The organism is Brachybacterium equifaecis (genome assembly GCF_023509525.1).
GTDB classification, from domain to species: domain Bacteria; phylum Actinomycetota; class Actinomycetes; order Actinomycetales; family Dermabacteraceae; genus Brachybacterium; species Brachybacterium equifaecis.
This window is the reverse complement of record NZ_JAKNCJ010000002.1, coordinates 603,242-629,330: the sequence shown is the minus strand read 5'-3', so window position 1 is coordinate 629,330 and position 26,089 is coordinate 603,242. Positions and strand designations below refer to the sequence as shown.

General features: G+C 73.2%; 21 protein-coding genes. 11 read left to right on the top strand and 10 right to left on the bottom strand.

Features of this window, described 5'->3' with window-relative positions; translation table 11 throughout:
- Positions 1–54 precede the first annotated feature (54 nt).
- The 6 genes from Bequi_RS07315 to upp form a co-directional block, all read right to left on the bottom strand.
- The gene (locus tag Bequi_RS07315) at positions 55–1,719 is read right to left on the bottom strand and encodes a serine hydrolase domain-containing protein (RefSeq protein WP_249737284.1); all 1,665 of its coding nucleotides are present in this window, start codon (positions 1,717–1,719) and stop codon (positions 55–57) included.
- Between the two features lie 10 nt (positions 1,720–1,729).
- The gene (locus Bequi_RS07310) at positions 1,730–2,587 is read right to left on the bottom strand and encodes an SWIM zinc finger family protein (RefSeq protein WP_249737283.1); all 858 of its coding nucleotides are present in this window, start codon (positions 2,585–2,587) and stop codon (positions 1,730–1,732) included.
- Positions 2,584–5,955, bottom strand: a complete 3,372-nt coding sequence (locus Bequi_RS07305; protein WP_249737282.1) for a DEAD/DEAH box helicase — start codon at positions 5,953–5,955, stop codon at positions 2,584–2,586. The genes Bequi_RS07310 and Bequi_RS07305 overlap by 4 nt, the downstream gene beginning before the upstream one ends.
- A gap of 161 nt (positions 5,956–6,116) precedes the next feature.
- Positions 6,117–7,895, bottom strand: coding sequence for a chromosome partitioning protein (locus Bequi_RS07300; protein ID WP_249737281.1), 1,779 nt, complete (start codon positions 7,893–7,895; stop codon positions 6,117–6,119).
- Positions 7,896–8,371: 476 nt separating this feature from the next.
- Positions 8,372–9,169 (bottom strand): winged helix-turn-helix domain-containing protein, encoded by a 798-nt coding sequence (locus tag Bequi_RS07295; RefSeq protein WP_249737280.1) that lies wholly within the window; start codon positions 9,167–9,169, stop codon positions 8,372–8,374.
- Positions 9,170–9,929: 760 nt separating this feature from the next.
- The gene (upp, locus tag Bequi_RS07290; protein WP_249737279.1) at positions 9,930–10,568 is read right to left on the bottom strand and encodes a uracil phosphoribosyltransferase; all 639 of its coding nucleotides are present in this window, start codon (positions 10,566–10,568) and stop codon (positions 9,930–9,932) included.
- Positions 10,569–10,794: 226 nt separating this feature from the next.
- Between upp and Bequi_RS07285 the strand changes: the two genes are divergently transcribed.
- From Bequi_RS07285 to Bequi_RS07270, 4 genes are all read left to right on the top strand, one after another.
- Positions 10,795–11,271 carry a nucleoside deaminase gene (locus Bequi_RS07285; RefSeq protein ID WP_249737278.1) on the top strand — a complete coding sequence of 159 codons (477 nt, stop codon included), beginning with the start codon at positions 10,795–10,797 and terminating at the stop codon, positions 11,269–11,271.
- A 183-nt stretch (positions 11,272–11,454) separates the two neighbouring features.
- Positions 11,455–12,297 carry an ABC transporter ATP-binding protein gene (locus Bequi_RS07280; protein WP_249737277.1) on the top strand — a complete coding sequence of 281 codons (843 nt, stop codon included), beginning with the start codon at positions 11,455–11,457 and terminating at the stop codon, positions 12,295–12,297.
- A complete protein-coding gene (locus Bequi_RS07275) occupies positions 12,294–13,154 on the top strand; it encodes an ABC transporter permease (RefSeq protein ID WP_249737276.1) in 861 nt (286 codons plus the stop codon). Before Bequi_RS07280 ends, Bequi_RS07275 begins: the two co-directional genes overlap by 4 nt.
- A 49-nt stretch (positions 13,155–13,203) precedes the next feature.
- On the top strand, positions 13,204–14,274 hold the full coding sequence (locus tag Bequi_RS07270) for an ABC transporter substrate-binding protein (RefSeq protein ID WP_249737275.1): 1,071 nt from the start codon (positions 13,204–13,206) through the stop codon (positions 14,272–14,274).
- 239 nt (positions 14,275–14,513) lie between these two features.
- Here the strand turns inward: Bequi_RS07270 and Bequi_RS07265 are convergent, their stop codons facing one another.
- Genes Bequi_RS07265 through Bequi_RS07250 form a run of 4 tightly spaced genes read right to left on the bottom strand, consistent with a single transcriptional unit; the run spans position 14,514 to position 18,422 of the window.
- Positions 14,514–15,191, bottom strand: coding sequence for a response regulator transcription factor (locus tag Bequi_RS07265; protein WP_249737274.1), 678 nt, complete (start codon positions 15,189–15,191; stop codon positions 14,514–14,516).
- Positions 15,188–16,603 carry a sensor histidine kinase gene (locus Bequi_RS07260; protein WP_249737273.1) on the bottom strand — a complete coding sequence of 472 codons (1,416 nt, stop codon included), beginning with the start codon at positions 16,601–16,603 and terminating at the stop codon, positions 15,188–15,190. Before Bequi_RS07260 ends, Bequi_RS07265 begins: the two co-directional genes overlap by 4 nt.
- Positions 16,600–17,430: an ABC transporter permease gene (locus Bequi_RS07255; RefSeq protein ID WP_249737272.1), complete on the bottom strand. Its 831-nt coding sequence runs from the start codon at positions 17,428–17,430 to the stop codon at positions 16,600–16,602. Before Bequi_RS07255 ends, Bequi_RS07260 begins: the two co-directional genes overlap by 4 nt.
- The gene (locus tag Bequi_RS07250) at positions 17,427–18,422 is read right to left on the bottom strand and encodes an ABC transporter ATP-binding protein (RefSeq protein WP_249737271.1); all 996 of its coding nucleotides are present in this window, start codon (positions 18,420–18,422) and stop codon (positions 17,427–17,429) included. Before Bequi_RS07250 ends, Bequi_RS07255 begins: the two co-directional genes overlap by 4 nt.
- Positions 18,423–18,959: 537 nt before the next feature.
- On the opposite strand from Bequi_RS07250, the gene Bequi_RS07245 reads away from it, so the two are divergent.
- The 7 genes from Bequi_RS07245 (at position 18,960) to Bequi_RS07215 (ending at position 26,057) form a co-directional block, all read left to right on the top strand.
- The gene (locus Bequi_RS07245) at positions 18,960–19,988 is read left to right on the top strand and encodes a methionine ABC transporter ATP-binding protein (protein WP_249737270.1); all 1,029 of its coding nucleotides are present in this window, start codon (positions 18,960–18,962) and stop codon (positions 19,986–19,988) included.
- A complete protein-coding gene (locus tag Bequi_RS07240) occupies positions 19,988–20,695 on the top strand; it encodes a methionine ABC transporter permease (RefSeq protein ID WP_249737269.1) in 708 nt (235 codons plus the stop codon). The genes Bequi_RS07245 and Bequi_RS07240 overlap by 1 nt, the downstream gene beginning before the upstream one ends.
- A gap of 94 nt (positions 20,696–20,789) precedes the next feature.
- Positions 20,790–21,641 (top strand): MetQ/NlpA family ABC transporter substrate-binding protein, encoded by an 852-nt coding sequence (locus Bequi_RS07235; RefSeq protein ID WP_249737268.1) that lies wholly within the window; start codon positions 20,790–20,792, stop codon positions 21,639–21,641.
- Between the two features lie 216 nt (positions 21,642–21,857).
- Positions 21,858–22,943 (top strand): ABC transporter substrate-binding protein, encoded by a 1,086-nt coding sequence (locus Bequi_RS07230; protein WP_249737267.1) that lies wholly within the window; start codon positions 21,858–21,860, stop codon positions 22,941–22,943.
- Positions 22,940–23,995, top strand: coding sequence for a FecCD family ABC transporter permease (locus Bequi_RS07225; RefSeq protein ID WP_249737266.1), 1,056 nt, complete (start codon positions 22,940–22,942; stop codon positions 23,993–23,995). Before Bequi_RS07230 ends, Bequi_RS07225 begins: the two co-directional genes overlap by 4 nt.
- Positions 23,992–25,083, top strand: coding sequence for a FecCD family ABC transporter permease (locus tag Bequi_RS07220; RefSeq protein ID WP_249737265.1), 1,092 nt, complete (start codon positions 23,992–23,994; stop codon positions 25,081–25,083). The genes Bequi_RS07225 and Bequi_RS07220 overlap by 4 nt, the downstream gene beginning before the upstream one ends.
- Before the next feature lie 5 nt (positions 25,084–25,088).
- Complete coding sequence (locus tag Bequi_RS07215) at positions 25,089–26,057, top strand: ABC transporter ATP-binding protein (protein ID WP_249737264.1); 969 nt, start codon at positions 25,089–25,091, stop codon at positions 26,055–26,057.
- Positions 26,058–26,089: the final 32 nt, after the last annotated feature.

Sequence of the window (26,089 nt, the reverse complement as noted above, 5' to 3'; positions counted from 1 at the left end):
GCGCGGGCCCCACCCCTGGCCTAGCGCAGAGCGCCGGCCCCGCCGCCCCGGGCCTCAGCGTAGGGCGCGGGTCTCCAGGGTCTGGATGAGCGCGGTGCTGCGGGGGTCCATCTCGAGGTCCACGCGCAGGCTCGTGCCCTCCACGGTCCCGGGCACCGTCCAGCGCAGCGCGGCGCGGGAGAGCACCTGGGCGCCCGCCGGGGTCAGGCCCTCGATCGCCTCGAGGCCGAGGCCGCAGGCCCCGAGCGCAGCATCCCGTCGCCGCAGCCTCTCCTCGCGGGAGGTGTCCAGGTCCATGTTGTCGGCGAACCAGGCGTCGGCCGCGGAGTCCTCGGGCGCGCTGAGCCAGGCGAGCGCCGCCTGGGCGGCTTCGAGCGTGCGGGGAGCGGCGATGCGGCCGCGCGGCGCGAGCAGCTCCGGCTGCAGACGGCGGATCAGGCGCAGCGCCTCCATCGCGAGCGAGGAGGCCGGCGCATACTTCGAGTTCGCGAGCGCCACCACGCCGAGACCGCTGTCGCGGTGCCACACCATGAACGATCCGTACCCCGGGTAGCCGCCGGAATGGGAGACGACCCCGCCGAGATCGGGGAAGCGCTCGATCACGAGCCCGAACCCGTATCCGCGCACGCGGTCGAAACCGGGGGAGACCGGCTCGCCGGCCGGGGCGGCGCCCAGCGCCTGGGTGCCGCCGGCTCCCGCGGCCGGGGCGGCGCCCTCGCTCGTCGTGGCCCCCGGCCCAGCGGCCGCGGCGCCGTCGGCCCCGCCGGCGGGCGCGACGGGCGGCAGCGGGGCGGTCTGCTGGATGCGGTGGAGCTGCTGCATCTCGCGGCGCGAGGCGGTGCGCAGCAGATCCTGGCTGCGCTCCGCGGCATCGGGGGCGTCGGCCGCGGCGAGGAAGCGCACCCAGCGGGCGATGTCGGCGGTGGTCGAGTAGATGCCCGCCATCGCCCCGTAGACGCCCGGGCGGTCAAGCTCCACGGGCTCGAAGCGGGTGGCGTCCTCCCGGTCTCCGAGGCGGTGGCCGGTGGCGATGCGCGCGGGGTCGAGGTCATCGGGGCGGAACGCGGAGTCGCCCATGCCCAGCGGCGCGAGGAAGTGCGTGCGCACGTACTCGTCGTAGCCGGTGCCGGAGACCTCGTCGATCAGTCGGCCGAGCAGGGCGTAGCCGGTGTTCGAGTACTCGAAGCCGGTGCCGGGCGCGTGCACGTGGCCGAGCCCCTCGGCCAGCATGCGCGCGAAGTCCTCGCGGGTCATGGCCTCCTGGCGGTCGCCCCAGGGATTGTCGGTGACGAGCCCGGCCGACATCGTCAGGAGGTCCCTCACGGTGATCTCGGGGGAGTCGGGCGTCGCGGCAGCGATCGCCGTGGCCTCGGGGACGTGCTGCGCGATCGGATCATCCAAGCGCAGAGCACCCTCGTCGCGCAGGCGCAGCACGCTCGCGGCGGTGAAGGACTTCGTCATCGAGGCGATGCGGGAGATCGATCCGGGACCTATCGCAGGGGATCCGGGTGCCGGGACGCCGCCCTCGAGGCGGTGGTGCCCGGCCCCGCCTGTCGCCAGGACCTCCTGCGCATGGTCGTGGCCGCCGACGATCGCCCACGTGATGCCGGCCGTGCGATGCGCCTCGACGGCGTTCGCAAAAAGCGCGCTGATCTGCGCTGATGTCCCCGGCGAGAGGGGCTGGACGGGAGCGGGCGGGGCGGCGGGGGTGGAGGTCATGCGCTCCACTCTAGGAGTCCTCTCGCTCGGCCCCGGCCTGTTCGGCCTCGGCCTGCCCTCTTCCGTCCCGCTCGGCCTCCGTGTGCTCGGCCCGGCCGCCCTGCCCCGCCCGGTAGAAGGCGGCGAGGACGGCGCCGGCGTCCTGCCCGAGGAGCTCGTGCAGCACGGTGGGATCGGCGATCGCGGGGTCGAACCCGCCCTGGCCCTGGTGCGGGGACTCCGCGGCGCCGCCCGATGCGTCACCGTCGGATGCGTCAGGGCTCGGTGCGGCGTCCGCAGAGCTGGTGCCGACGGGTGCGTCGTCGCCGCCGGAACCGGCACCGGCGGATGCGCGGCCGACGGGGGCGGCCACGTCGGCGAGGGTGAGGCTGCGCAGGGCGAGCAGGTGCTGCGGATGCTCCTCGACGGCCTCCACCAGCACGTAGGCCAGCGCGGCGACGTGCACGCAGGGGCCCGGCCAGTCCAGGCAGGTGCAGGAATGCGTGATCTCGCTGCGCGCGGAGGAGGGCAGCAGGTGCAGCTCCTCGCCCGCGAGCTCCGCCTCGATGCTCTCGGGATAGGCGCCGCTCGCGAGGCGGGCGGGCAGCTCAGGATGCGCGCGCAGGATCTGCAGCATCACGTCCCGGTCGCCGGCGCGCAGCGCCAGGAACTCCAGCGACGCCTGGGCGATCTGGCCGTCGTCCCCCAGCACCCCGGCCCGCGCCTGACCAGGGGCGACGTCGAACCACTCCACGCGCCCTCCTCGGGCCAGGCGCTTCCCTGCGGTCGCGCGGGCGGCGCCGAGGTGGTTCTCGAGGGTCTCCCGCAGGGCGACGGCGTGCCACGCGGTGCCGATCGCGCCCCGCTTCGATCTCAGCTGCACGCTCATCGATCCTCCACCGCTCCCGCTGCCGGCCCGGCCCCCGCTCGCGGCCCGTCGGCCCCGTCGTCCTCGCGCACCAGGGAGAGCATCCCCCACAGCTGCGCATCATCCATACCCATCAGCAGCGCCTCGGCGGGAGCGACGGTGAGGTCGGCGAGATCCTGCTTGTCGGCGAGGACCTGGTCGATGCGCTCCTCGATAGTCCCGGCGCTGACGAGCTTCCTGACCTGGACGTCCTTCGTCTGGCCGATGCGGAACGCGCGGTCGGTGGCCTGGTTCTCGACGGCCGGATTCCACCAGCGGTCCAGGTGCACCACATGGTTCGCGGCGGTCAGCGTGAGCCCGGTGCCGCCGGCGCGCAGGCTCAGCAGCATCGCGCCGGGCGTGCCGGCACCCACCTGGAAGTCGGCGACCATCTGGTCGCGGTCCTTCTTCGCGACCCCGCCGTGCAGGAACGGGATATCCATCCCGAAGCGCTCGCGCCAGTAGGGGATGAGCATGTGCCCGAACGTCGTGAACTGGGTGAACAGCAGCACCCGCTCGCCGTCGGCGAAGGCGTTGCCCAGCAGGTCGTCGACGAACTCGAGCTTCCCGGAGCGGTGCTGGCCGTCGCGCAGGATGGGGGAGCCGTCGCCGAGGTAGTGGGCGGGATGGTTGCAGACCTGCTTGAGGCGGGTGAGCGTCGAGGCGACGAGCGTGCGGCGCTTCTTGGGGTCGGCGCCGTCGATCTCGGTCATCAGCTCGCCGACGATCGCCTCGTACAGCCCGGCCTGCTCGGGGGTGAGGTTCACGGTGCGCACGAGGTCGATCTTCTCGGGCAGGTCGTCGATGATCGAGCGGTCCGTCTTCACCCGCCGCAGGATGAACGGGGAGGTCAGCGCCTTGAGGCGGGCGAGCGCTCCCTCGTCGCCGTCCTTCTCGATGGCGTCGGCGATGGTCTCCTGGAAGCGGGGGCGCGGACCGAGCAGACCGGGGTTCACGAGCTCCATCAGGGAGTGGAGATCGCCGAGGCGGTTCTCCACCGGGGTGCCCGTGAGCGCGATCCGATAGGGCGCACGCACCGCGCAGGCCGCGCGGGAGACGGCGGTGCCCGGGTTCTTCACGTGCTGGGCTTCGTCGAGCACGAGGCGGTGCCACGGCACCTGCGCGAGGACCTCCTGGTCGCGGTCGAGCAGCGAGTAGGTGGTGATGACGAGGTCGACGTCGGCCGCGCCCTCGGCGAAGGACTCGTCGCGGATCCGGTCGCCGCCGTGGTGGACGTGCACCCGCAGACCGGGGGCGAAGCGCGCCGCCTCCCGCTGCCACGAGCCGGCGACCGACATCGGGCACACGAGCAGCGTCGGCCCGGGCTGCGCGCCGCCGGAGCGCCCGGCCCCCGCAGCTCCGAAGTGCTCGGCCCCTGCAGCTCCGGAGCGTGCGGTGCGGGCCGACGGACCTGCCCCTCCGGCGAAGCGCGAGATCCCCACCTCCCGCTCCCGGCACAGGAGAGCGAGGATCTGCATGGTCTTCCCGAGGCCCATGTCGTCGGCGAGGATCCCCCCGACGCCGACCTCGTGCAGCGCCCACATCCAGTCGAGCCCCGCGAGCTGGTAGCTGCGCAGCGTCGCCTCCAGGGTGCGGGGCGACTCGTGCTGGACCGGTCCCGGTCCGCTGACCAGCAGGTTCCGCATCGTGTTCCGGGGCAGGGCCGACGCGCGGTCCGCCGCGGTGGGCGCGCTCCCGGGGCGGCCCGGCGGCACGAGCTGCAGATGGCGCTCGGGCGGCGCCGGGGGTGCGACGATGCGCAGATCGGCGCGCTGCGCCTCGGGGGCGGCGAGCAGCGAGAAGAGCTGCGCCCAGTCCAGCTGGCCGCTGACCGCAGCGGCCTCCTCGCCCGGCGCCGTGCCCGCGCCCGCCGCGCCCGCTCCGGACGCGCCCGCGGGGAGCGGGCGACGGCGGAGGCTCCCCGCCGCCCGGTTCCCGGCCGTCCCGGCCCCCGCAGAGCCGCCCGGCACCCCCTCGCCAGCAGCCCGGCGCTCGGCGCGCGTGCGATCGGCGAACGCATCGAGGAAGCGCTCGGCGGCGCGCAGCGTCCCCTGGTCCAGTCGCACCCACTTCCCGCGCAGCTGCACGAGCTCCTGCTGGGCGTCGCGGATCATCTGGATCTCGTCCTCGGTGAGGTCGAGATCGCCCACGGCGACGGTCCAGGTGAAGCTCTCCATCGCCCGCAGGCCGACGCTCGTGCCCGGCCGCGGCGTCTCCGCCTCGGCCTCCTCGCCGACGACGGCGGTCAGGCGCGTACGCTGCTTCGTCCAGTCGCGCGGCAGCAGCACGGTCACGCCGGCCGCCTCCAGCGCGGGGGTGTCGAAGGTGAGGAACGCGGAGGCCTGCTCGGTGGTGAGCAGCCAGTCCACTCCGGTCTCGTCGAGCGGGGCGGTGCGGACCGTCGGCGCGAGGCGCATGACCTCGGCCGACGCCTCCGCCGCCCCTTCGATGCTGACGTCCCCCACGGCGCGCAGATCCGCGACCGGGTGCACGGTGCCGTCGGGCTCCCGCAGGCAGGTCTGCAGAGGCCATGCCGTGCCGAGCGGCGGCTCGAACAGCCGCACCACGAGCTCGGAGTCGGTGGAGGCGAGGTGCACGCGCGCGTGCCCGGAATCGATGTAGGCGTCGAGGGCGCGCTGCAGGGCCCGGCGCTGCGGGAGGTCGGCGTGCAGGGCGGCGGCCTCCCCGCCGGTCGCGGCCAGAGCGGGCAGCAGGTGATGGGGATCGGCAGGGGCGCCGGAGCCGGCGAGATGGCGCGCGAAGGCGGAGCGCGCATGGGCGTCGACGAGGGCATCGAGCAGGGGAGAGGGATCATCCTCCTCGAGCGCGGCCCAGCGGGCGAGCCCCTGGTCGAAGCGCTCGGCGAGAACGATCCGCAGACGACGTGCGCCGACGAGCCGCTGGGCCTGGAGGTCCAGCAGAGCGCCCTGCAGGAGAGGCGCCATCGCGAACAGCTCCGGTGCCAGGGGTAGAGGCGCACCGGACTGCACGTGCTGGGCGAGGAGGGAGGGGAGGTCGCCCGCGGCGGGGTCACCGGCGCCTGCGGCAGGGTCGCCGGTGCCCGCGGGCAGAGCCGCGCTCGTGATCGCCGCCATCAGGTCCGTGAGGGTCTCGCCCGCCAGCGGCAGGCACGGCACGCGCGTCTCGCCGCTGCGGCGGGCGATCCGGGTGCGCTGGCGCAGGGGGCCGCGGTGCGGAGCGAGCACGGCAGCGAGCTCCGCCGGAGCGGACTCGACCAGGGAGTCCAGGTCAGCGCAGATGCGCATGGAGCCGTCGGCCCCGATCTCCCGCGCCCACAGCGCCGGACCGAGGTCGGCGTCCAGGGCGAGGGAGAGGCGGTGCTGAGGCATGCGCCCAGGCTACGCGGGGGCGCCGACAGACGAGACTGCCGGATCTGCACGCTCGCCCGTCGGCCCGTCGGCCCGTCGGCCCGTTGACCCATCGACGCGTCGGACAGCACTGCGCCCCGCCTGCCCTCGAGGGGCGGACGGGGCGCAGCGCAGAGAGCGGCTCAGAGGCCGTCGACGACCGCGGCGGTGGCCTTCAGCCACGCCGCCTTCGTGCTCGGGTGGATGCGCGGCCAGTCCAGCGGCGAGCCGTCCACGAACTGGTGCTCGAACGGCACCTCGACGATCGCACGGGTGTGCGCGCCGAAGTGCTGCAGCAGACGCGTGCGCAGCACCGGATCGACCTTCTTGGTCGAGTTGTGGGACAGGATCGTGACGGCGTGGTCGACCTGCTCGGCCAGCCCCGTCGCGCGCAGCTCGTCGATCATCCACGCGGCCGCGTTGAACGTGTCCTCGCGCAGCGTCGAGACGATCACGAGCTGGTCGGCCGAGCGCACGGCGGCGAGCCAGTTCGAGGCGCGCACGTTGTTGCCGGTGTCGATGACCTTCAGGCGGTAGAACCGCGAGAGCGTGTCGTTCAGGCGGTGGAAGGCGTCCTCGTCGATCAGCGCCGCCGAGCCCGGGTCCTCGTCGGAGGCGAGGATGTCGAAGCGCGTGGCCTCCTGCGGGCGCACGTAGCGGTCCAGGTCCGAGACGGTCGTGCTCGGATCCTGCAGGGAGTCGAGGTTGTGCAGGAGGTCCAGAGCGGTGCGCTTGTGCTGGCCGGGCATGCCGCGCCATCCGAGCGTGCCGCGGGTCTCGTTGTTGTCCCAGGCCAGCACGCCGCCGCCGCGCGCCCGGCCGAGGGTCGCCGCGAGCATCAGGGAGGACGTCGTCTTGTGGGCGCCGCCCTTGAGGTTCACGACCGCGATGTTCTTGGGCGCGTCGAGGCTGCGGGTGATGCGCGCGAGCTGCTCGCGCTCCTCGCGCTCGGCGCGGTTCGGGGCGGGGCTGATGCGGCCCCCGGTCATCCGCGCCACCGTGCCCTGCCAGCCGCGCGTCGCGGGGGCCTCGGTCGGCGGGCGGGTGCCCTCCTGGAGGTCCTGCAGCGTGGGGCGGGGGCGGTCGGTCGCCTGGACGGTCGGCCGGGCGGGGGCCGACGGATCTGCCGCGGCCGACGGGCTCGCGGGCGCCGCGGCTGCGGGCTTCCCGGCGGGGGCGAGGCCCGACGCCGTGGAGGCAGAGGCAGAGGCGGAGGGTGCAGACGCGGAGGCAGGCGCCTCAGCGGAGGAGGGCGCCGCAGGGGTGTTCGCCGGCGCGGGAGCCGCCGTCGTCGGCGCCGCGGCCAGGGTCGCGACCGGCGCCGAGTCGGACGCGGGGGCCTGAGCCGGACTGGGCGCAACGGGGCTCGTCGCCACCGAACTCGCCGGCATAGGGCTCGCCGTCACGGGGCTGGGCGCGGTCACCGGGCTCGCCGAGGCGGTGCCCTCGGAGGCATCCGCCGGGGGCGCGACGGGGACGAACCCGGCGGGCTCGACGGGCTGGTCCGATGACTCCTCGGACGGATCGCCGGCCGCGGTGAACGTCGGCAGGCTGGTCGCCGTCAGGGCGGATCCCTCGTCGCTCGCGCTCGCGGCGGCGGGCGCTCCCGCGGCAGGGGCGGTCCCCGCGGGCGTCTCGGCGGCCTCGGGCCCCTGTGCGTCCTCGCGGGGCCCGTACAGGGGGCGGTCATCGGCCGTGCGCGCGGTGATGCGGCCCGTCGGCTCCACCAGCAGGTGATGGCGTACGTCGGACTCGACGATGACGACGTCGATCGGCTCGCCCGCCTCCCGGGCGGCGGCGATGAACGCCTGCTTCACCTGGGTGCGGACGTCGGTGATGCTGTCGCCCTGGATCTCGACGTCGCGGGCCGCGAGATGCACGGTCGCGGTCGTCTCGGAGGTGATTCGCGCCTGCGCGATCATCGATCGGTTCCCCTTCGGTTCGGTCAGCAGTCGCGCCGGAGGCCGGTCGCGACGGATGCGACTACTGTACGGGGCGCCGATCGCAGGCCTTGCGGCAGGGGATGGCAAAGGACCTCCGGGACTGCGGACGTCACCCCTCAGAAGGGTCATGCGGAGCCCAAAAAAGCCCCTTCACCTGTGCAAACGGTTCCGCATCCCGCTGTGCGCGGCGGCCTCGCTGCCATAGGATCGATGGCGGATGCCGCCTCCGATCCCCCTCGGGCGCGGCTCCTGCGGGCCGACCCAGGCACCCCCCGCCATGGAGGCTCGCGCGTGCTCGTCGCCCGCCCCACCACCCTGAGGGCGGCGAGCCGGCGGACGGCCCGTGAGCCCCGACCTCTGGTCGCTGAGAGCTCCGGGCCGTCTGCGTCTCTCCCGGGCGCCGCCGCTCTCCCGGTCGCCGCCGCTCTCTCGCCCCGACGCTCTCGTGCCCCGCCTCAGTCGAGGATCGCCACGTCGCTGCCGGTATCCAGGCGATAGCCGGCGCCGCGCACCGTGCTGATGAGGCGGCGGTAGCGCCCGAGCTTCGCGCGCAGGCGCCGCACGTGCACGTCGACCGTGCGCTCGCCGGTCTCGGCGGGAGCGCCCGCCCACACCGACTCCATGAGCTCCTCGCGGCTGACGATCCGGCGCGAGTTGCGGGCGAGGTGCGCGAGCAGCTCGTACTCCTTGTGCGTGAGGTCGACGTCGGCCCCGTCGATCCGCACGCGACGGCCGAACAGGTCGATCACGAGCGCGGAGTCGGCTGCGGTCGGGGCGGCCGACGGGCTGACGGCGCGCGCCTGGAGCAGCAGTCGGCGTGCGGTCTCCGCGTCCCGGCGCGCGGGCGAGCTGGGGGAGACGATCCCGGCGCGGCGGGAGCTCTGCGGTGCGGCGGGGGAGGCGGCGCGGCGCGGGGGCAGTGCGCGCAGGGCGGCGCCGCGGGGCGAACCGCTCGCGGTGAACGAGCGCGGGGAGTGGACGGTCACGGTCGCGGCGGCCTCGCGGCCCGCGGTGAGGCGGCGGGCGCCGGAGCGCAGGGAATCCGCGATGCGGGCGGCCTCCACGTCGCTCGTGCTCGCGGGGAGCGTCAGGGTGAGCGTGAGGGTGACTGCGTCGGCGTCGGCCGCGGGGGAGGCTGCGGCGACGGATGCGCTGGGAGCGCCGGAGAGGGAGCGCAGGGCGGCGGTGCGAGGGCGGCCGTTCAGGGAGTGGGCGGCGGCGGGGATGTCAGTGCGGGTGAGGACTGCGGTCATGATGATGGCTCCAGGGGAATGCACCTGCGGTGCGATTCGGGCGGTGGGCCCGGGATCCCGTGCGAGTGATCGACGCGAGATTCTCGCGGTTCACATCTGGGGTGTGCTCCCGGCGGCACCTGGAGCCCGCGTCATCCGACCGGCTCCTGTCAGCCGGCCCTGGGAGGCATATCGAGCGTTCTCAGATGCTCGGCTGACGGCGCATCATGCGCATCATCATCATCATGTCCATCATCATCGAACGCATCACGGAGGGGGCCACCCGGCGGGCGGCCTCACAGCTCACGGAGTTCGAGGACATGCGAGCAGAATGCCGCACCGGCTGCGCGGCGGGCAAGGAGGGGTCCGGATAGTGAGACTGTGCAGGTCGGGGGTGCGGGCGGGCGCCGCGAGATCCATGTGGGGAGCCGAGAACGGGGGATCTCGGCTCCTCACGTGGATCTCGCCGCCGGGGCTGATCGGGCGCGTGCGGGCGCGCACGCGGCGAGGTTCGAGGGTGCACGCTGCTCGGCGACCGGGGGCCGATCGGGCGCGGCCGCTGACCTACCGCCGTCGGCCGACCTTGCTGCGCTCGAGAGCCCGGCGCGAAACGGGGGTGAATCGCGTGTGAGGAGACGAGAACGGGGGTTCTCGTCTCCTCACACGCGATTCGCGGGGGCAGGCGGGGTGGAGCGGTGCCGTCGCGGGCCGTCCGACGCGGGGGCCGACGCGCGGGCCGCCCGACGCGTCCGGCTCGGCCGCCCAGGGGCCGCCCGCCGGATCAGTCGACGACGCCGAAGAGGCGATCTCCCGCGTCGCCGAGGCCGGGCACGATGTAGCCCTTCTCGTTGAGCTTCTCGTCGATCGCGGCGGTGACGACGGTGAGGTCGACCGACGAATCGATCGCGGCCTCGAGTGTCTTCAGGCCCTCCGGGGCGCTCAGGAGCGTCACGCAGGTGATGTCGCGGGCGCCGCGCTCGTGCAGGTAGTTCACCGAGGCGATGAGGGTGTGGCCGGTGGCGAGCATCGGATCCAGCACGAAGCACTGGCGGCCCGTGAGGTCCTCCGGGAGACGGTTCGCGTAGGTGGTGACCTCGAGGGTCTCCTCGTTGCGCACCATGCCGAGGAAGCCGACCTCCGCCGTCGGCAGGAGGGTGGTGAGGCCGTGGAGCATGCCGAGGCCGGCGCGCAGGATCGGCACCACCATGGGCTTGGGGTTCGCGAGCTTCGTGCCGGTCATCGCGGTCACGGGGGTCTCGATCTCCGCCGGGCTCACGCGCACATTGCGGGTGGCCTCATAGGCGAGGAGGGTGACCAGCTCATCGGCGAGCTGGCGGAAAACGGAGGAGTGGGTGGTCTTGTCGCGCAGCACGGTGAGCTTGTGGGCGACAAGGGGGTGATCGATCTCGAGGACGCGCATGGGGTGAATCTACCGGAGGGGCCGGCAGGGCGCGCCGACGGTGCCGCAGGAGCGCCGGGCGTCCCGGGCGGCTAGCTCCCCTCCTCTCCCTGCGGGCCTCGACCGGGGCGCGGAGGAGCCATCGGATCCGGGGAGGGGGACACCGGCAGGCCCTGCGCCATGAGGCGCACCACCTCCCAGCCTGGAGAGAACCCCGGGGGGTCTCGGGGGCGGCGAGACTGGGCGCATGACCGATGACGATCTGATGGCCCTCGCCCTGGACGAGGCCCAGGCCGCCGCCCTGCGCGAGGGCCCCGGCGAGAGGGCCGACGTGCCGATCGGCGCCGTCGTGCTGGGCCCGGACGGCACCGTCCTCGCCCGCGCGGGCAACCGCCGGGAGGCCGACGAGGACCCCACCGCCCACGCCGAGATCCTCGCCCTGCGCGAGGCCGCCCGGGTGACCGGCCGCTGGAACCTCACCGGCTGCACCCTCGCGGTGACGCTCGAGCCCTGCACGATGTGCGCCGGGGCGATCGTGCTCGCGCGCATCCAGCGGCTGGTCGTCGGCGCGATGGACGCGAAGGCCGGCGCCGCGGGCTCCCTCTACGACCTCGTGCGCGAGCCCCGGCTGAACCACCGGGTCGAGCTCACCACCGGCGTGCGGGGGCCCGAGAGCGCCGAGATGCTGCGCGAGTTCTTCCGCGCGCGGCGGGGGAAGCGGTAGGGGCGCGTCCCGACGGCGCCGTACGCCTCGATCGCGCGAGGATGCGCGTTTCGGCGCCCAGTGCGGATCTGCCGCCTCCCCATCTGCGGAGCGAACACCCCTGCATCACCATGTGGGTGCGCGGTAGAGTATGCATTCCCCCGGGGCCGCTCGCGGCCTGCACCTGCACTCTCGAGGAGACGCATGAGCGCCGCCGATCCCCTCCCGCCGCCGCGGACCACACCCGACGGCACCGCACCCGACGGCACCGTCGCCGCGGCCGTCGAGGCCCGCGACGTCTCCAAGGTCTTCTTCGCCGGGGGCGGCGAGCCCGTCTGGGCCCTCGAGGACTTCTCGCTGTCGCTCGAAGAGGGCTCCTTCACCTGCATCGTCGGCCCGTCGGGCTGCGGGAAGTCGACCTTTCTTCGGATACTCGGCGGGCTGGAGGAGCGCACCAGCGGCGAGATCCGCACGTCTGCGCAGTCTCACGCGATCCCCTCGGCCTTCGTGTTCCAGGAGCACGGGGTGTTCCCGTGGATGACGGTGCGCGACAACGTCGCCTTCGGCCTGCGCATGAGCGGGGTCGGCGCTGCGGAGCGCAGCCGGATCGCGGACGACTGGCTCGAGCGGGTGCGGCTCGGCAGCTTCGGCGCCTCCTACCCCCATCAGCTCTCCGGCGGCATGCGACAGCGCGTCGCGATCGCGCGCGCCTTCGCGACCGGATCGCCGGTCCTGCTCATGGATGAGCCCCTCGGCGCGCTCGACGCGCAGACCCGCATGCTCATGCAGGAGGAGCTGATCGCCCTGTGGGAGGCCGAGCGCAAGACCGTCCTCATGGTCACCCACGACATCGATGAGGCGATCCTGCTGGGCGACAGCGTGATCGTGATGTCGGGCCGCCCGGGCACGCTGCGCGAGGACATCACCGTCCCGTTCCCGCGCCCGCGATCCTTCGACGTCGAGCGCAGCGCTGAGTTCAGCGCCCTGCGCGGACGCATCTGGGACCTCCTGCGCGAGGACCAGCCGGCAGCGCGGAGCGCGGCATGAGTGCCCCCGCCGCGCCGTCGGCCCCCCACGTCGGCGCCGGTGCGAGCACGCGCGCCGAGCGCACCATCGAAGCCGCGCGCGTCCTGCGCCGGCAGGAGAACCGCCGGCGCGCGTTCTACCTCGCACTGTCGATCGCGACGCCGATCGTGCTCGTGCTGCTGTGGGAGCTGTGCTCGCGCACGGAGATCCTCGACTCGCGCTTCTTCCCGCCGCCCAGCGAGATCGCCGCCACCGCGGTCGGGATGGCCGGGGACGGCGAGCTGTGGACCCACACCTGGCCTACCCTCATGCGCCTGCTCATCGGCGGCGGCCTCGGCGCGATCTGCGGCGTGGCCGTCGGCCTCCTGATGGGCACCTTCCGCCCGCTGAACGCAGCCTTCGGCCCCCTGTTCGCTGCGCTGTACCCGCTGCCGAAGATCGCGATCTTCCCGATCCTGCTCATGATCTTCGGGCCTACGGAGCTGCCGAAGATGATCGCCGTGTTCATCACGACGTTCTTCGTCATGCAGATCAGCACCGTCGCGGGCGTGCGCGCGATCGACAGCAAACTGCTGGAGGCGGGCGCCGCCTATGGGGCGAGGGGCCTGGACCGGTTCCGCTTCGTCGTGCTTCCGGGCTCGCTGCCGTTCATCTTCAGCGGCCTGCGCACGGCGACCGGCACCGCCGTCGTCGTGGTCACCGCAGTCGAGTTCACCGGCGCCTCCACCACGGGGCTGGGCTACCTCATCTGGAACTCCTGGCAGCTGTTCATGCCGGAGAAGATGTACGTCGGCCTCGTGGTGATCGGACTGATCGGCGCGGTGCTGACGTGGCTGCTCGGCGGCTTCGAGAAGCTCGTCCTGCCCTGGCGCCGCTGAGAATCCCGCACCTCCCTCTCCCATCCACCTCACCCACAGGAGCTCGACGATGAACCCCACCTCTCCCTTCGCCCGCCGCTCGCTGCTCGGCCTGCTCGGCGTCGCCTCCGCCGCCGCTCTCGCAGGCTGCGGCTCCGCCATCACCGGCAAGGACTCCGGCTCCTCGGGCTCCGGCGCGGGCGGGTCCGACGGCGGCGCCGCGGGCGGCACCACGACCGTGCGCGTCGGCCACCTGTCCTCGAGCCTGTTCGCCCCGCTCTACATCGCCGACGCCCAGGGCGCCTTCGCCGACAAGGGCATCACCCTGGAGCTGATCCCGGTGAAGTCCGGCCAGGACGGCATCCCCATGCTCGCCAGCGGCCAGCTCGACGTGATGGTGGCGGGCTTCAGCGCCGGCATGTTCAACGCTCTGCACGAGGGGCTCGCTTTCAAGATCGTCGGTTCCATGGGCATCTCGCCCGGCGATCCGGAGAACTCGCCGACGGCTCTGGAGGTCCGTCAGGCCCTCGTGGACGACGGCTCGGTGAAGGCCGTCTCGGATCTGCGGGGTCGGAAGATTGCGGTGGCCGGCGGGCCCGGTGCCACCGGCGGGTACCTGCTGGCCACGATGCTCGAGCAGGGCGGCCTCACGCTCGCCGACGTCGAGGTCGTGAACCTCTCCACCCCCGATCAGGAGCCTGCGCTCACCAACGGCTCGGTGGATGCGGCGACGCCGTCGGCCCCCTTCTCGACGGCGATCCAAGAGGCCGGCGTGGGCTCGCCCCTGGCTGTGCCTGCGAAGGGCGTGACCGGCACCGGCGTCATGTACTCCGAGCAGTTCGTGGCCGGGGAGTTCGCGCAGCCGTTCTTCACCGCGCTCACCCAGGGCGCGCAGCAGCTCAGCGACACGGGTGCGCAGAGCGATGAGGTCTACGAGATCCTCGCGAAGGCCACCGGACAGGACATCGCCGTGCTGAAGAGCGCCCCGATGTACACCTACCTGCCCGACCTCGCCCCGCAGCCCGAGCAGCTCGAGGCGATGCAGACCGTGTGGATCGCCGCTGGGCAGATCACGTACACGGATCCGGTCGATGTCGCGACGATCATCGACGCGAGCTTCGCGGAGGAGTCGGGGGCCTGAGGGCTGCGGCGGGGGAGCGCGTCTGATCGCGGCCGCCCGTCTCCTCCGCCGGGTGCGCGTCTTGTCGTTCGGGCATCGAGGTGTACGCAACCGTGGGAATGGGGGTGCGATTCCGACGGTCACGTACACCTCGATCGCGCGCGGGCCGGTATTCCGACGCCCACGTACGCCTCGATCGCGCGCGGGCCAGCATTCCGACAGTCACGTACGCGTCGATCGGCGAGCCGGGTCCTCGTCTCTCAGATCCACCCCTGCCGCCGCGCCACGGCCACGGCCTCGTGCCGGTTCGTCGCCTGGAGCTTCGCCTGGGCGCTCGAGAGGTAGTTGCGCACGGTTCCCTCGGCCAGGTGCGCGCGCCGGGCGATCTGCTCGATGGGGGCGCCGTCGGCCGCGTACTCGAGCACATCGGCCTCGCGCGGGGTGAGCGGGGAGTCGCCCGAGGAGATCGTCTCCGCGGCGAGCTCCGCGTCGATCGCGCGCCGACCAGCGGCGACGTCGCGGACCGCGGCGGCGAGCTGCGCAGCGGAGGTGGTCTTCGGCAGGAAGCCCAGCACCCCCTGTGCGAGCGCCCGTTTGAGGTATCCGGGCCGCGCGTGCGAGGTGAGGATCAGGCAGCGGGTCGCGGCGGAGACCTCCGCGATCTGCGCGCAGAGGTCCAGCCCGTCGCCATCGGGGAGCTGGAGGTCGACGACGGCGACGTCCGGCTGCTCGGCGCCGACGAGAGCCGCGCCCTCGGCCACCGAGGATGCCTCCCCGAGCACGCGGAGGTCGCTCTCGAGGGACAGCATGGTCGCGAGGGCCGACCGGATCAGATGCTCGTCGTCGACGAGCACGATGCGCAGCGCGGGTCCGGAAGGCAACGCGGGTCCGGAAGGCAGAGCGGGCCCGACGGGCTGGGCGGGGTCGGTGGCGGTCATGCGGGGCCTCCTGCGGGGTCGAAGCGGATGGAGAGGGTGAAGCGGTCCCCCTCGCGACGGGTCTCGAGGTGTGCTCCCGCACCCAGGCGTTCGCGCATGCCGGTCAGTCCGCTGCCCTCGCGCACCGGCGTGCTGTCGTACGGCGCGGGCACGCCGGGCGCAGTGTCCTCGTCGGCCCCCTCGGCCCCGTCGGCCTCAAGCCGGACACCATCATTGGTCATCGTGATGCCCTCCGGGCCGAGCGCGATGGACACGGCCGACGGGGCGGCGTGGCGCAAGATGTTCGTTCCGCCCTCGCGCAGCACCCAGGCGGCGGCGCTGCGGTGCCGGAGCGGGATCTCGTCGGCCGATCCTTCGATGGCGACGTCGACGTGCGCCGAGCGCAGCAGCGAGGCCGTGCCCCGGAGCTCGGTCGCGAGATCCGCCTCGCGATATCCGCGCACGAGGCCCCGGATCTCTGCGAGCGAGGAGCGGGCGATCTGGGCGACATCCCTGCCGTGCTCGGCCGCCCGGGGGTCGCCCCGCTCGGCGAGCTGGGCGACGACCTCGGCCTTGACCGCGATGACGGAGAGGTCGCGCCCGGTGACGTCGTGCAGGTCGCGGGCGAATCGCAGCCGTTCCTCGGCGACGGCCAGCTGGCCCTGGGCCTCGCGGGCGTGGTCGAGCTCGCGCACCACGGCCCCCAGCCAGATCGACATGCGCACGGTGAGCACGACCGCAAAGGTCACCACGATCAGGGGGAGCGCGAGGGCGGGAAGCAGTCCCGCTGGGATCAGCACCAGCCCGGCAAGAGCGACGGCAGCCGACCACGGCCAGGGGTAGCGCAGCAGCACCGCCACCGCGAGCACGACTGCAGAGAGGACCAGCAGCTGTCGGGAGCCGCTGCCGAGCAGCACCGTCAGCCCGATCAGGGGCGTCGGGACCGCGGCGAGCAGGAGCCGCGCGGCTCCGCCGGAGAGGATCCCGGCCCTCGGGAGGTCCCAGCGCCCGCGCCCCTCGTCGGTGGGGGCCGACGCCCAGCGGGCGAGCGCCGCGCGCGCCGACTCGGAGGCGAGCACCGTCTGAACCAGCAGGAGCAGGGCGCCGAACGGATGCTCGCGCAGCTCCTCGAGAGCAGAGGGCCCGATGACCCAGAGAGCGAGCACCGGGATCACGATGATCATGGCGAGCACGGACCACAGCGTGTAGAGGTAGAAGATCCGCCACTGGCGCGCGTTCGTGCTCATCGTGCGCTCCTCGTGCAGGTGGTGGGGGTCCGTCGGCGAGCCTAGCGGGAGGGCGGAGGGCCGACGGGCCTCGTCGGCCGCGCTGATGGGGGCGATGCGCGCGAGGGCCGACGTGCCGTGCGCAGCGGTCGACGCGACGGCGGAGGGGGCGCCGGCGGATGCCGACGCCCCGTCACCCCTGCTCACCCGCGCGGCTCCCAGCGGAATCGGGTGCTGACGAACCAGGCGCCGAGGCAGAACCACACCACCAGGATGCCGACCTGTCGCAGCGCCGCCGTGGCGAGGTCCGAACCGGCGATCGCGGCACCGCTCGCATCCGTGCCGAGCCACCCGAACCGAATCAGCTCGACCAGCGGCGCGGTGGGAGTGATCGCGATGAGGGACTGCGCCCAGTCGGGAAGCATCTCGAGCGGCAGCGCGGTGCCCGCCCCGAGCAGCGCGATCGCCATGAAGGGAAGGCTCGTCACCTGGGCAGACTCGACGGTGCGGGTGATGTTCGCCGTCGCCAGCGCCAGCGGCACGGAGACCGCGGCGCCGAGCACGACTCCCGCGACCACCAGCAGAGGATTCTGCGGCAGCGGCAGATCCAGGATCGCGACCGCGATCGTCATGGCGATCGCGACCATGGCGCCGGCGATCACGAGGGCCGGCACGGCCGTCGCTGCGAGGACGGTCGCATCGCTCGCCTCCCCGGTGCGCAGGCGCTTGAGCACGAGCGCCTCGCGCCGCGCGACGTAGGTGGAGAGCAGGTTGTAGTACACGACGAACAGCAGGATCATCACGGCCATCGAGCCCAGCGCTCCGACGAGGAGAGCATCGCTCATGCCGCGATTCCGCAGCGGCAGGTAGAGGAAGGGGACCGCGAGGGGGAGCACGATCGCGGTGAACAGCTGCATGCGGTTGCGCAGCAGGAGCGTCAGCTCGGCGCGAGCGAGGCCGAGGAGGCGATGCGCCGGGCGGCGGGACGGGAGCGGCGCGGAAGCGGTCGAGGTCACGGGGGCAACGGTGGTCATCGAGAGATCCCTTCGGAGGAGTCGGCGGGGGTGTCGTCGGCGATGCCGAGGAAGACGGATTCGAGGCTGGGGGCGCGGGCGTCGAGGTCCTGCAGAGCCAGGTCGTGGCGGCTGGCCCAGGCGAGGAGCTCGCCGAGGTCCTCCTGCAGTCGATCGGTGGAGATCTCCACGGCCGCGGCGCCCCGGGAGTTGACCTGCTGCGCAGCGCCGGCAAGCTGCGGGAGAGCCGGGATGTCGGCCCTCGCGGTGAAGCGGATGCGGGCGGGGTGCCCGGCGATCACCTCGGCGAGATCGCCCTCGCGCTCGATCCGGCCGCGGTGCATGATCGCGATCCGGTCCGCCAGGGCCTCCGCCTCGTCGAGGTAGTGGGTGGTCAGCACGATCGTGGTGCCGCGCTCGCGCAGGCCGCTGATGAGGTGCTGGGCGCGAGCGCGGGACTCGGGATCCAGTCCCGTGGTCGGCTCGTCCAGGAACAGCAGCTCGGGGTCTCCTGCGATCGCGCAGGCGAGGTCGAGGCGCCGCACCTCGCCGCCGGACAGCGAGGAGATGCGGGTGGAGGCGCGATGTGCGAGCTCCACGTCCTCCAGCAGGTCTGCGACGGGACGCGCGCGGGTGAGGGTGGAGCACCACATGGCGAGCGCCTCGCGCGCCGTCAGATCAGCGGGGAAGCCGCCGGTCTGGAGCATGAGGCCCTGGCGGGGGCGGATGCTCCTGCGGTCGCGGAAGGGATCGCCGCCGAGGACGGCGAGGGTGCCGCCGGTCGGACGGGCGAGCCCTTCGAGCATCTCGAGGGTCGAGGTCTTGCCGGCGCCATTGGTGCCGAGCAGGGCGAACAGCTCGCCGCGGAGGATCGACAGGTCGATGCCGGCGACGGCGAGGTGGGCTGTGCGGCCGGTGCCGTAGCGGCGCTCGAGGCCGCGGGCGCGGATGACGAGGTCGGCGCTCTGATCTGCGGGGTCTGGAAGGGCGGGGGAGAGGTGTGTCGTGCTCATGGCTCCGCTCTTCACGGGTTGGGCTGCGGGCGGGAGTGCCGGGTCTCATGACTGCGGGTGGGCTCTTCACGGGTCGGGGATGACATCTGTCATGGGTGGGCGTGGGGGTGTCGGCACTGTCCAGGTCCGGAGCGGGAGAGCTGGGCCGGCCCTGGCGGGACGCGGCAGGGCGGGGCGTACGTGGGCGTCGGTATGGGCGGGGATTCCGACCGCCAGGTACGCCTCGATGTGGCGACGGCTCGGCGAGGGCATCGAGGTGTCGGAGAACGTCGGAATGCGGGTGTCATTCCGACGGCCACCTACACCTCGATCGCGGCAGCGAGAGGATTCCGACGTTCACGTACACCTCGATCGCGGCGGTGCGGGGATTCCGACGGCCACGTGCGCGGCGCCATGCCGCCGCGACTCGCGTGGGGCCTCTGCCCCCACCGCTGCACCCCCCCCTACCCGTGAACCCGCCCACGATCCCCCCGTGAATATTTCAGTATGTGAACTCTGGCTGTCCGAGCGTCGGGCACCCCTGGTTCACTGGGAGACGTGATCACTCTCGAAGGCCTCACCAAGGTCTTCCCCGCGCCCGGCGGGGGAGATCCCGTCATCGCGCTCGACGGCATCGATCTGCATGTCGGCGCGGGGCAGATCCACGGCATCGTCGGCCGCTCCGGCGCCGGCAAGTCCACGCTCATCCGCTGCCTCACCGGTCTGGAGAAGCCCACGAGCGGGCACGTCCGGATCGACGGCACCGACATCGCCGCGCTCGAGGGCGCCGAGCTGCGCGCCGCGCGCCGGAACCTCGGCATGGTCTTCCAGCACGCGAACCTGCTGGACTCCCGCTCGGCCGCGCGGAACATCGCGCACCCGCTGGAGATCGCGGGCGTGGATCGCACCGCCCGCGCGAAGCGCGTCGCAGAGCTCGTGGAGCTCGTCGGCCTGCAGGGGCGCGAGCACAACCACCCCGCGCAGCTCTCCGGCGGGCAGATCCAGCGCGTCGGCATCGCGCGCGGACTCGCCGCGGAGCCCAAGGTGCTGCTGTGCGACGAGCCCACCAGCGCTCTGGACCCCGGCACCACCCGCCAGATCCTCTCCCTCATCCGCGACCTGCGCGACCGGCTCGGGATCACGGTCCTGATGATCACGCACGAGATGAGCGTGGTGCGCGAGATCTGCGACTCGGTGACCCTGCTCGAGGGCGGCCGGGTCGTGCAGTCGGGCTCCCTGGTCGATGTGGCCTCGGATCCGCACGGCCCGCTCTCCGCGGAGCTGATCCCGCTGCCCCCGGCCCCGACCGGCATCGATGCGCGCTTGGTCGACTGCGACTACGGAGAGAACCCGAAGTTCCCGGACGGCCCCCGCTCGAGCGAGGACCTCGTGCGTCTCGCGGCCGAGCACGGCGCCGTCGCCACTATCGTCGCGGGCACCATCGAGACCATCGCGGGCCGACAGGTCGGCCGCGTGCAGCTCGCCCTGCGCAACGAGTCCGGCGCCGCGATCAGCGATGCGGGCCTCGCCCGCTTCCTGTCCGAGCTCGAGGCGCGCGGCGTCGTCGCGAAGGAGGCGATCGCCTGATGGGCGTGCTCCAGGAATGGTTCTCGAACTCCGCGTTCACCACGTGGGACTCGAACAGCTCGCTGTGGTCGAACACGCTGATCACGCTCTACATGACGGCCGTCTCGATGCTGCTGGCCACGATCATCGGCCTGCCGCTCGGCGTGCTCCTCTACGAGACCGAGCGCGCGAGCGCGACGTCGCGAGCTGCACGCTGGACGAACCGGATCGTCGGGTTCATCGTGAACGTCGGCCGCTCGTTCCCCTTCATCATACTGATCATCGCGCTGATGCCGGTGACGCGGTTCGTCGTGGGCCGGGTGACCGGCCCCGAGGCCGCGATCTTCGTGCTGACGATCTCCGCGATCCCGTTCCTCGCGCGCATGATCGAGATCAACCTCAACGAGGTCGCCGCCGGCAAGATCGAGGCGGTGCAGATGATGGGCGCGAGCCGCTGGCAGGTGATCCGCCAGGTGCTGCTGCCCGAGGCGCTGCCCGGCATCGTCGGCTCCCTGACCACGACCACCATCGCGGTCATCGGCTACACGGCCATGGCCGGCGTCGTCGGCGGCAAGGGTCTCGGCGATCTCGCGAACCGCCGCGGCTACCAGAGCTACGACAACGTGGTGATGGTCGCGACCGTGGTCATGCTCGTGGCCATCGTGATCGCCGTCCAGATGATCGGGTCCCGGCTCGCCCGCCAGGTCGACCACCGCGCCCGCAGCTGAGCCCCGCCCCGCGCGCTCCCGGCCCTCGGCCCTGTGCGCGCGCCCGACGATCCCTCCCCGCATCCCCGCAGTCCGAATCCCCAAGGAGACACCCATGACCCGCTTCACCCGACGCTCCGTCCTCGCCGCATCCGGCGCGGGCTCCGCCGCCCTCGCGCTCGCCGCCTGCGGCGCCGGCGGCTCCGCGACCGAGGGCCCGAAGGAGGAGGGCGGTGTCACCGCGATCACCGTCGGCGCCTCGCCCGCCCCCCACGCCGAGATCCTGAAGTTCGTCTCGGACAACCTCGCCGAGGCCGCGAAGCTGAAGCTCACGATCACCGAGTACACCGACTACATCATCCCGAACCAGGTGCTCGAGAGCGGCGAGATCGACGCCAACTACTTCCAGAACGTCCCCTACCTGGAGACCCAGGTCGAGGAGAACGGCTACCAGTTCCACGGCTACGCCGGCATCCACATCGAGCCGCTCGGCCTGTACTCCGCGACGCTCAAGAGCATCGACGAGCTGCCCGAGGGCGGGGAGATCGCGATCGCGAACGACCCCACCAACCGCGGCCGCGGCCTCGGCCTGCTCGCGAGCTACGACATCATCACGCTGAAGGACGGCGTGAAGGTCACCGCCGCCACCCCGGCCGACGTCGCCGAGAACCCGAAGAACCTCGTCTTCACCGAGATCGAGGCCGCGCAGATCCCGCGCGCGCTCGGCGACTTCGCCGCGGGCGTCGTCAACGGCAACTACGCCCTCGAGGCCGGCATCAAGCCGTCCGAGGAGGCCCTCATCCTCGAGAAGAACGAGGACAGCCCCTACGCGAACATGCTCGTGGTGCGCGAGGCCGACAAGGACAACGCCGCACTCGTGAAGCTCGACGAGCTCCTGCACTCCGCCGAGGTCAAGAAGTTCATCGAGGACACCTACACCGACGGCTCGGTCATCCCGGCCTTCTGAGCCTCCTCGCCGCAGCGGCCGTCCGCCCCACGGGGCGGGCGGCCATTCGCGTGCTCCGGACGGTGGCGGCGCCTTGTAGCCCACCCCACGCGCACCCGGGTTGGCACCAAGGGAAGGCAAGGCTTACCTTGGTTAAGGTCGGTCGGCGCGAGCGCCGTCGGCCCAGCGCGGCAGGATCTGCCCGTTGACCTGCGCTCGCCTGGGAAAGGACCCCTCGTGACCCCTCGCACCACCGCTTCCGGCTCCCTCGCCCGCCGCTCCCTCCTCGGCGCAGGCGCTGCCGGCATGGCCGCCCTCCTCGCCGCCTGCACCACGGGCCCCAGCACGGGCGACTCCGCGGGCACGGCGGCCGGCAGCTCCGACGGCGGCGCCGCCGCGGGCTCCTACCCGCGCACGGTGAAGCACGCCCTCGGCGAGACGGTCATCCCTGCCGAGCCGAAGCGCGTCGTCACGATCTCCTGGGTGAACCCCGACGTCGTCCTCGCGCTCGGCGTGGTGCCCGTCGGCGTCGAGTCCGTCACCTGGGGCGGCAACGACGCGAAGTCGACCGACTGGTTCGACGCGGAGCTGGAGAAGCAGGGCGGCACCGCCCCCGAGCAGTTCTCCGCCACCGACGGCATCGCCACCGACGCGATCGCTGCCCTCACCCCCGACCTCATCGTCGCCGCCTACTCGGGCCTGGATGCCGAGCAGTACGCCGCTCTCGAGGCGATCGCCCCGACCCTCGCCTACCCGGAGGGCTCGGGCCCCTGGTCGACCTCGTGGCAGGACTCCGTGACGCTCGTCGGCGAAGCCCTCGCCCGGGAGGACGCCGCCGCCGCGCTGATCGAGGACGTCGAGGGGGCGATGAGCACCGCTGCGGCCGACAATCCCGCGCTCGAGGGCACGACCTTCATCTACGGCACCATCGATCCCACCGCCGCGGATCAGATCTCGATCTACACCGATGCGGACAACCGCCCGAAGTTCCTGCAGCAGCTCGGCATGGTCAACGCCCCCGTCGTCACGGAGAACCAGCCCGCCGACGGCGCCTTCTTCATGTCGTGGTCCGCCGAGAAGGCCGACGAGCTCGTCTCGGACGTCCTCCTGTCCTGGTTCAACGACGCCGCCGCCGTGGATGCGGTCGTCGCGGATCCGCTGCTCGGCCAGATCCCCGCGATCAAGAACGGCACGTTCGTCGCGCAGTCCGACGCCGCCGAGGTGCTCTCGATCTCTGCCGCCTCGCCGCTGTCGATCCCGTGGGCGATCGAGAACGTCGTCCCCGAGATCGTCGCCGCAGCGCAGAAGTCCAAGAGCCTGTGACCCGCACGCGGCGCCCGACCGCGCGCCGCGTGCTGTTCGCCGCCGTGCCGCTCGCCGTGCTCCTCGCACTGGCGGGCGCCTCGGTGGCGCTCGGGGCGCGCAGCGTCGAGGGGACCGTCGTCCTCACCGCGCTGCGCTCCCTGCTGACCGGCCACGGGGCCGAGGCGATCGCCGCGAGCGTGGACCAGGCGGCCGTCATCGACCGCGTGCCGCGCGTGCTCACCGGGATCCTCGTCGGCTCCGCGCTGGCCGTCTCCGGGCTCGCGATGCAGGGCGCGACCCGCAACCCCCTCGGCGATCCGGGCCTGCTCGGCCTCGGCGCCGGCGCCTCTCTCGCGATGGCGCTCGGCATCGGCCTCGGGCTGACGGGCAGCGTGCTCGTGGTGATGGGCCTCGCGATCGCCGGCACCCTCGGAGCCGCGGTCCTCGTCTACGCCGCCGCGAGCGCCGCGACCCGGATGAGCTCCGGTGCGGGCGGTGCCCCCGGGCCCCTCTCGCTCGTGCTCGCCGGAGCGGCCGTCTCCGCCGGGGCCGGGGCCGTCACGAGCGCCCTGATCATCGCGATCCCGCAGGTCCAGGACCGCTTCCGCTTCTGGTCCATCGGCACGCTCGCCCGCTCCTCCATGGCCGACGTCGGCGCGCTCGCGGGAGTGATCGTGCTCGGCATCGCCGCCGTGCTGCTCTCCGCGCCCGGGATGGACGCCATCGCGCTCGGCGACGACATGGCGCACGGCCTCGGGACCCGCCCCGAGCGCCTGCGCGCGGTGCTGCTGGGCGCGACCGTGCTGATGACCGCAGCGGCCACGGCCCTGGCCGGGCCCGTGAGCTTCGTCGGCCTGATGGTGCCGCACATGCTGCGCCGCCTGCGCCCGCCCTCGACCCGTCTGCTCGTGATCGCGACGGCGCTGTGGGGAGCGGCGCTCGTGCTCGCCGCGGATCTGATCGGACGGCTCGTCATCGCCCCCCAGGAGATCCACATCGGCGTCACCACGATCCTGCTCGGCGTGCCGCTCATGCTCGTGCTGCTGCGGCGGAAGTCGATGACCCTGTGAGCGCGGGGGAGTGCAGCACCGCGGCGGCCGCAGACCAGCCGACCGCGCGCGAGCAGGTGGCTGCGCTGCGCAGCCGCGGCAGGCGCCGACTGCGGCTCGTCGTCGCGGGGCTGGCCGTGCTGGTCCTCGCCCTCATGGCCGTGCGAGTGCTGCTCGGCGCTTACACCGTGACGATCCCCGACTTCTTCAGGATCCTCGGCGGGGAGCAGATCCCCGGCGCGACCTATATCGTCATGCAGTCGAAGCTGCCGCGGGCCGTCGGTGCTGCTCTCGCGGGCGCCGCGTTCGGGGCTTCCGGGTCCCTGTTCCGGCGCACCCTGCGCAACCCCCTGGCGAGCCCCGACCTCATCGGCATCTCCGCGGGAGCGTCGGCCGGAGCAGTGGTGGCCATGACGGTGCTGGGCTGGCGCGGCCCCGGGATGGCGATCGGCGCGCTGATCGGCGGACTGGGGGTCGCCGGCATCGTGCTGGCCTTCGCGCGCAGCGGCGGCGCCCGCGGGAGCGGCGGGGCGACCACCGCGATGGGCAGCGAGAAGGTGATCGTCGCGGGCATCGCCCTCAGCTCCCTGGCGATGGTGATCGTCTCCCAGATCGTGCTCTCGCTCGAGAAGGGCGATCTGCAGTCCGTCTCCGTGTGGACGTCCGGGTCGCTCAGCACCGCGAACTGGACGCGCATCACCTGGCTCGCGATCGCGCTGGTCATCCTGCTGCCGCTCGGCCTCGCGATCCATCAGGCGCTCGCTCCGGCCGACCTCGGCGCGGACTTCGCGCACGGCCTCGGAGCGCGCCCCGAGCGCACAGGCTTCCTCGCCCTCGTCGTCGGCGCGCTGCTGGCCTCCGCGGCGACCGCGGCCTTCGGTCCGCTGGCCTTCGTCGCCCTGCTCTCCACGCCGCTCGCGCGGGGGCTGACGGGCGGCCGGCCCTCGCTGCCGGTGGCGGCGCTCGTCGGCGCGGCGATCGTGGTGGCGGCCGACTTCCTCGGCACCGAGGCGATCCCCGGGGTGCGCCTGCCCACCGGCATCCTCACCGGAGCGGCGGGCGCCCCGCTGATGCTCTGGCTCCTCATCCGCTCCAAGTCGAAGGTGTGATCGCGATGGAATCCACTGGCGCATCCACGGACACGCCCGCTGCCGCCGCTGCCGTTGCTGCCGGCACCCCCGCCTTCCGCCTGCGCGGGGTCTGCCTCGGCTACGGGGGCGCGCGGATCGTCGGCCCCCTGGATCTCGACATCCCCGCGGGCGTGAGCACTGCGATCATCGGCGCGAACGGCTGCGGTAAGTCGACGCTGCTGCGCGGGCTGACGCGCCAGCTGCCCCTCATGGGCGGCAGCATCGAGGTGCTCGGCACCCCCGTCGAGGGCTGGCCCGCGCGCGCCTACGCGCGCACCGTCGCCCTGCTGCCGCAGTCGCCCGTGGTGCCCGAGGGGATGAGCGTCGAGCAGCTCGTGGAGCGCGGGCGCCACCCGCACCGCTCCTGGTTCGGCGCGAGGACCCGCCGGGACGAGGCGGTGATCGCCTCGGCGCTCGAGCGCACGGAGCTGGTGGAGCTCGCCGGCCGCGATATCGCCGAGCTCTCCGGCGGCCAGCGCCAGCGCGTGTGGCTCGCGCTCGTGCTCGCCCAGGAGACCCCGATCGTGCTGCTCGACGAGCCGACCAGCTACCTCGACATGTCGCACCAGGTCGAGCTGCTCGACATGGTGCGGGCCCTCCCGGATCCGTCGGCCGACGGTGCCGGGGGCGCCGACGAACGTGCCGGCGGACGTGCCGACGGCCAGCGGCGGCGCGCGACCACGGTCTCGGTGCTGCACGAGCTGAACATGGCGGCCCGCACCGCCGACTTCATCGTCGCGATGGCGCACGGCCAGGTCGTCGCCTCCGGCACCCCGGCCGACGTCCTCACCCCGGCCATCCTGGCCGAGGTGTTCGACCTCGAGGCCGACGTCATCCCCGACCCGCTCCTCGGGCACCCGGTGGTGCTGGCGCGGGGGAAGGGGCAGACGGCCGCGGTGGAGGGCGGACTGAGCGCATCGCTGTCGAACGGGGCCGACGACGGCGCGTCCTGACTCTGCTCCGCTCTATCCACAGGGCCACCCGT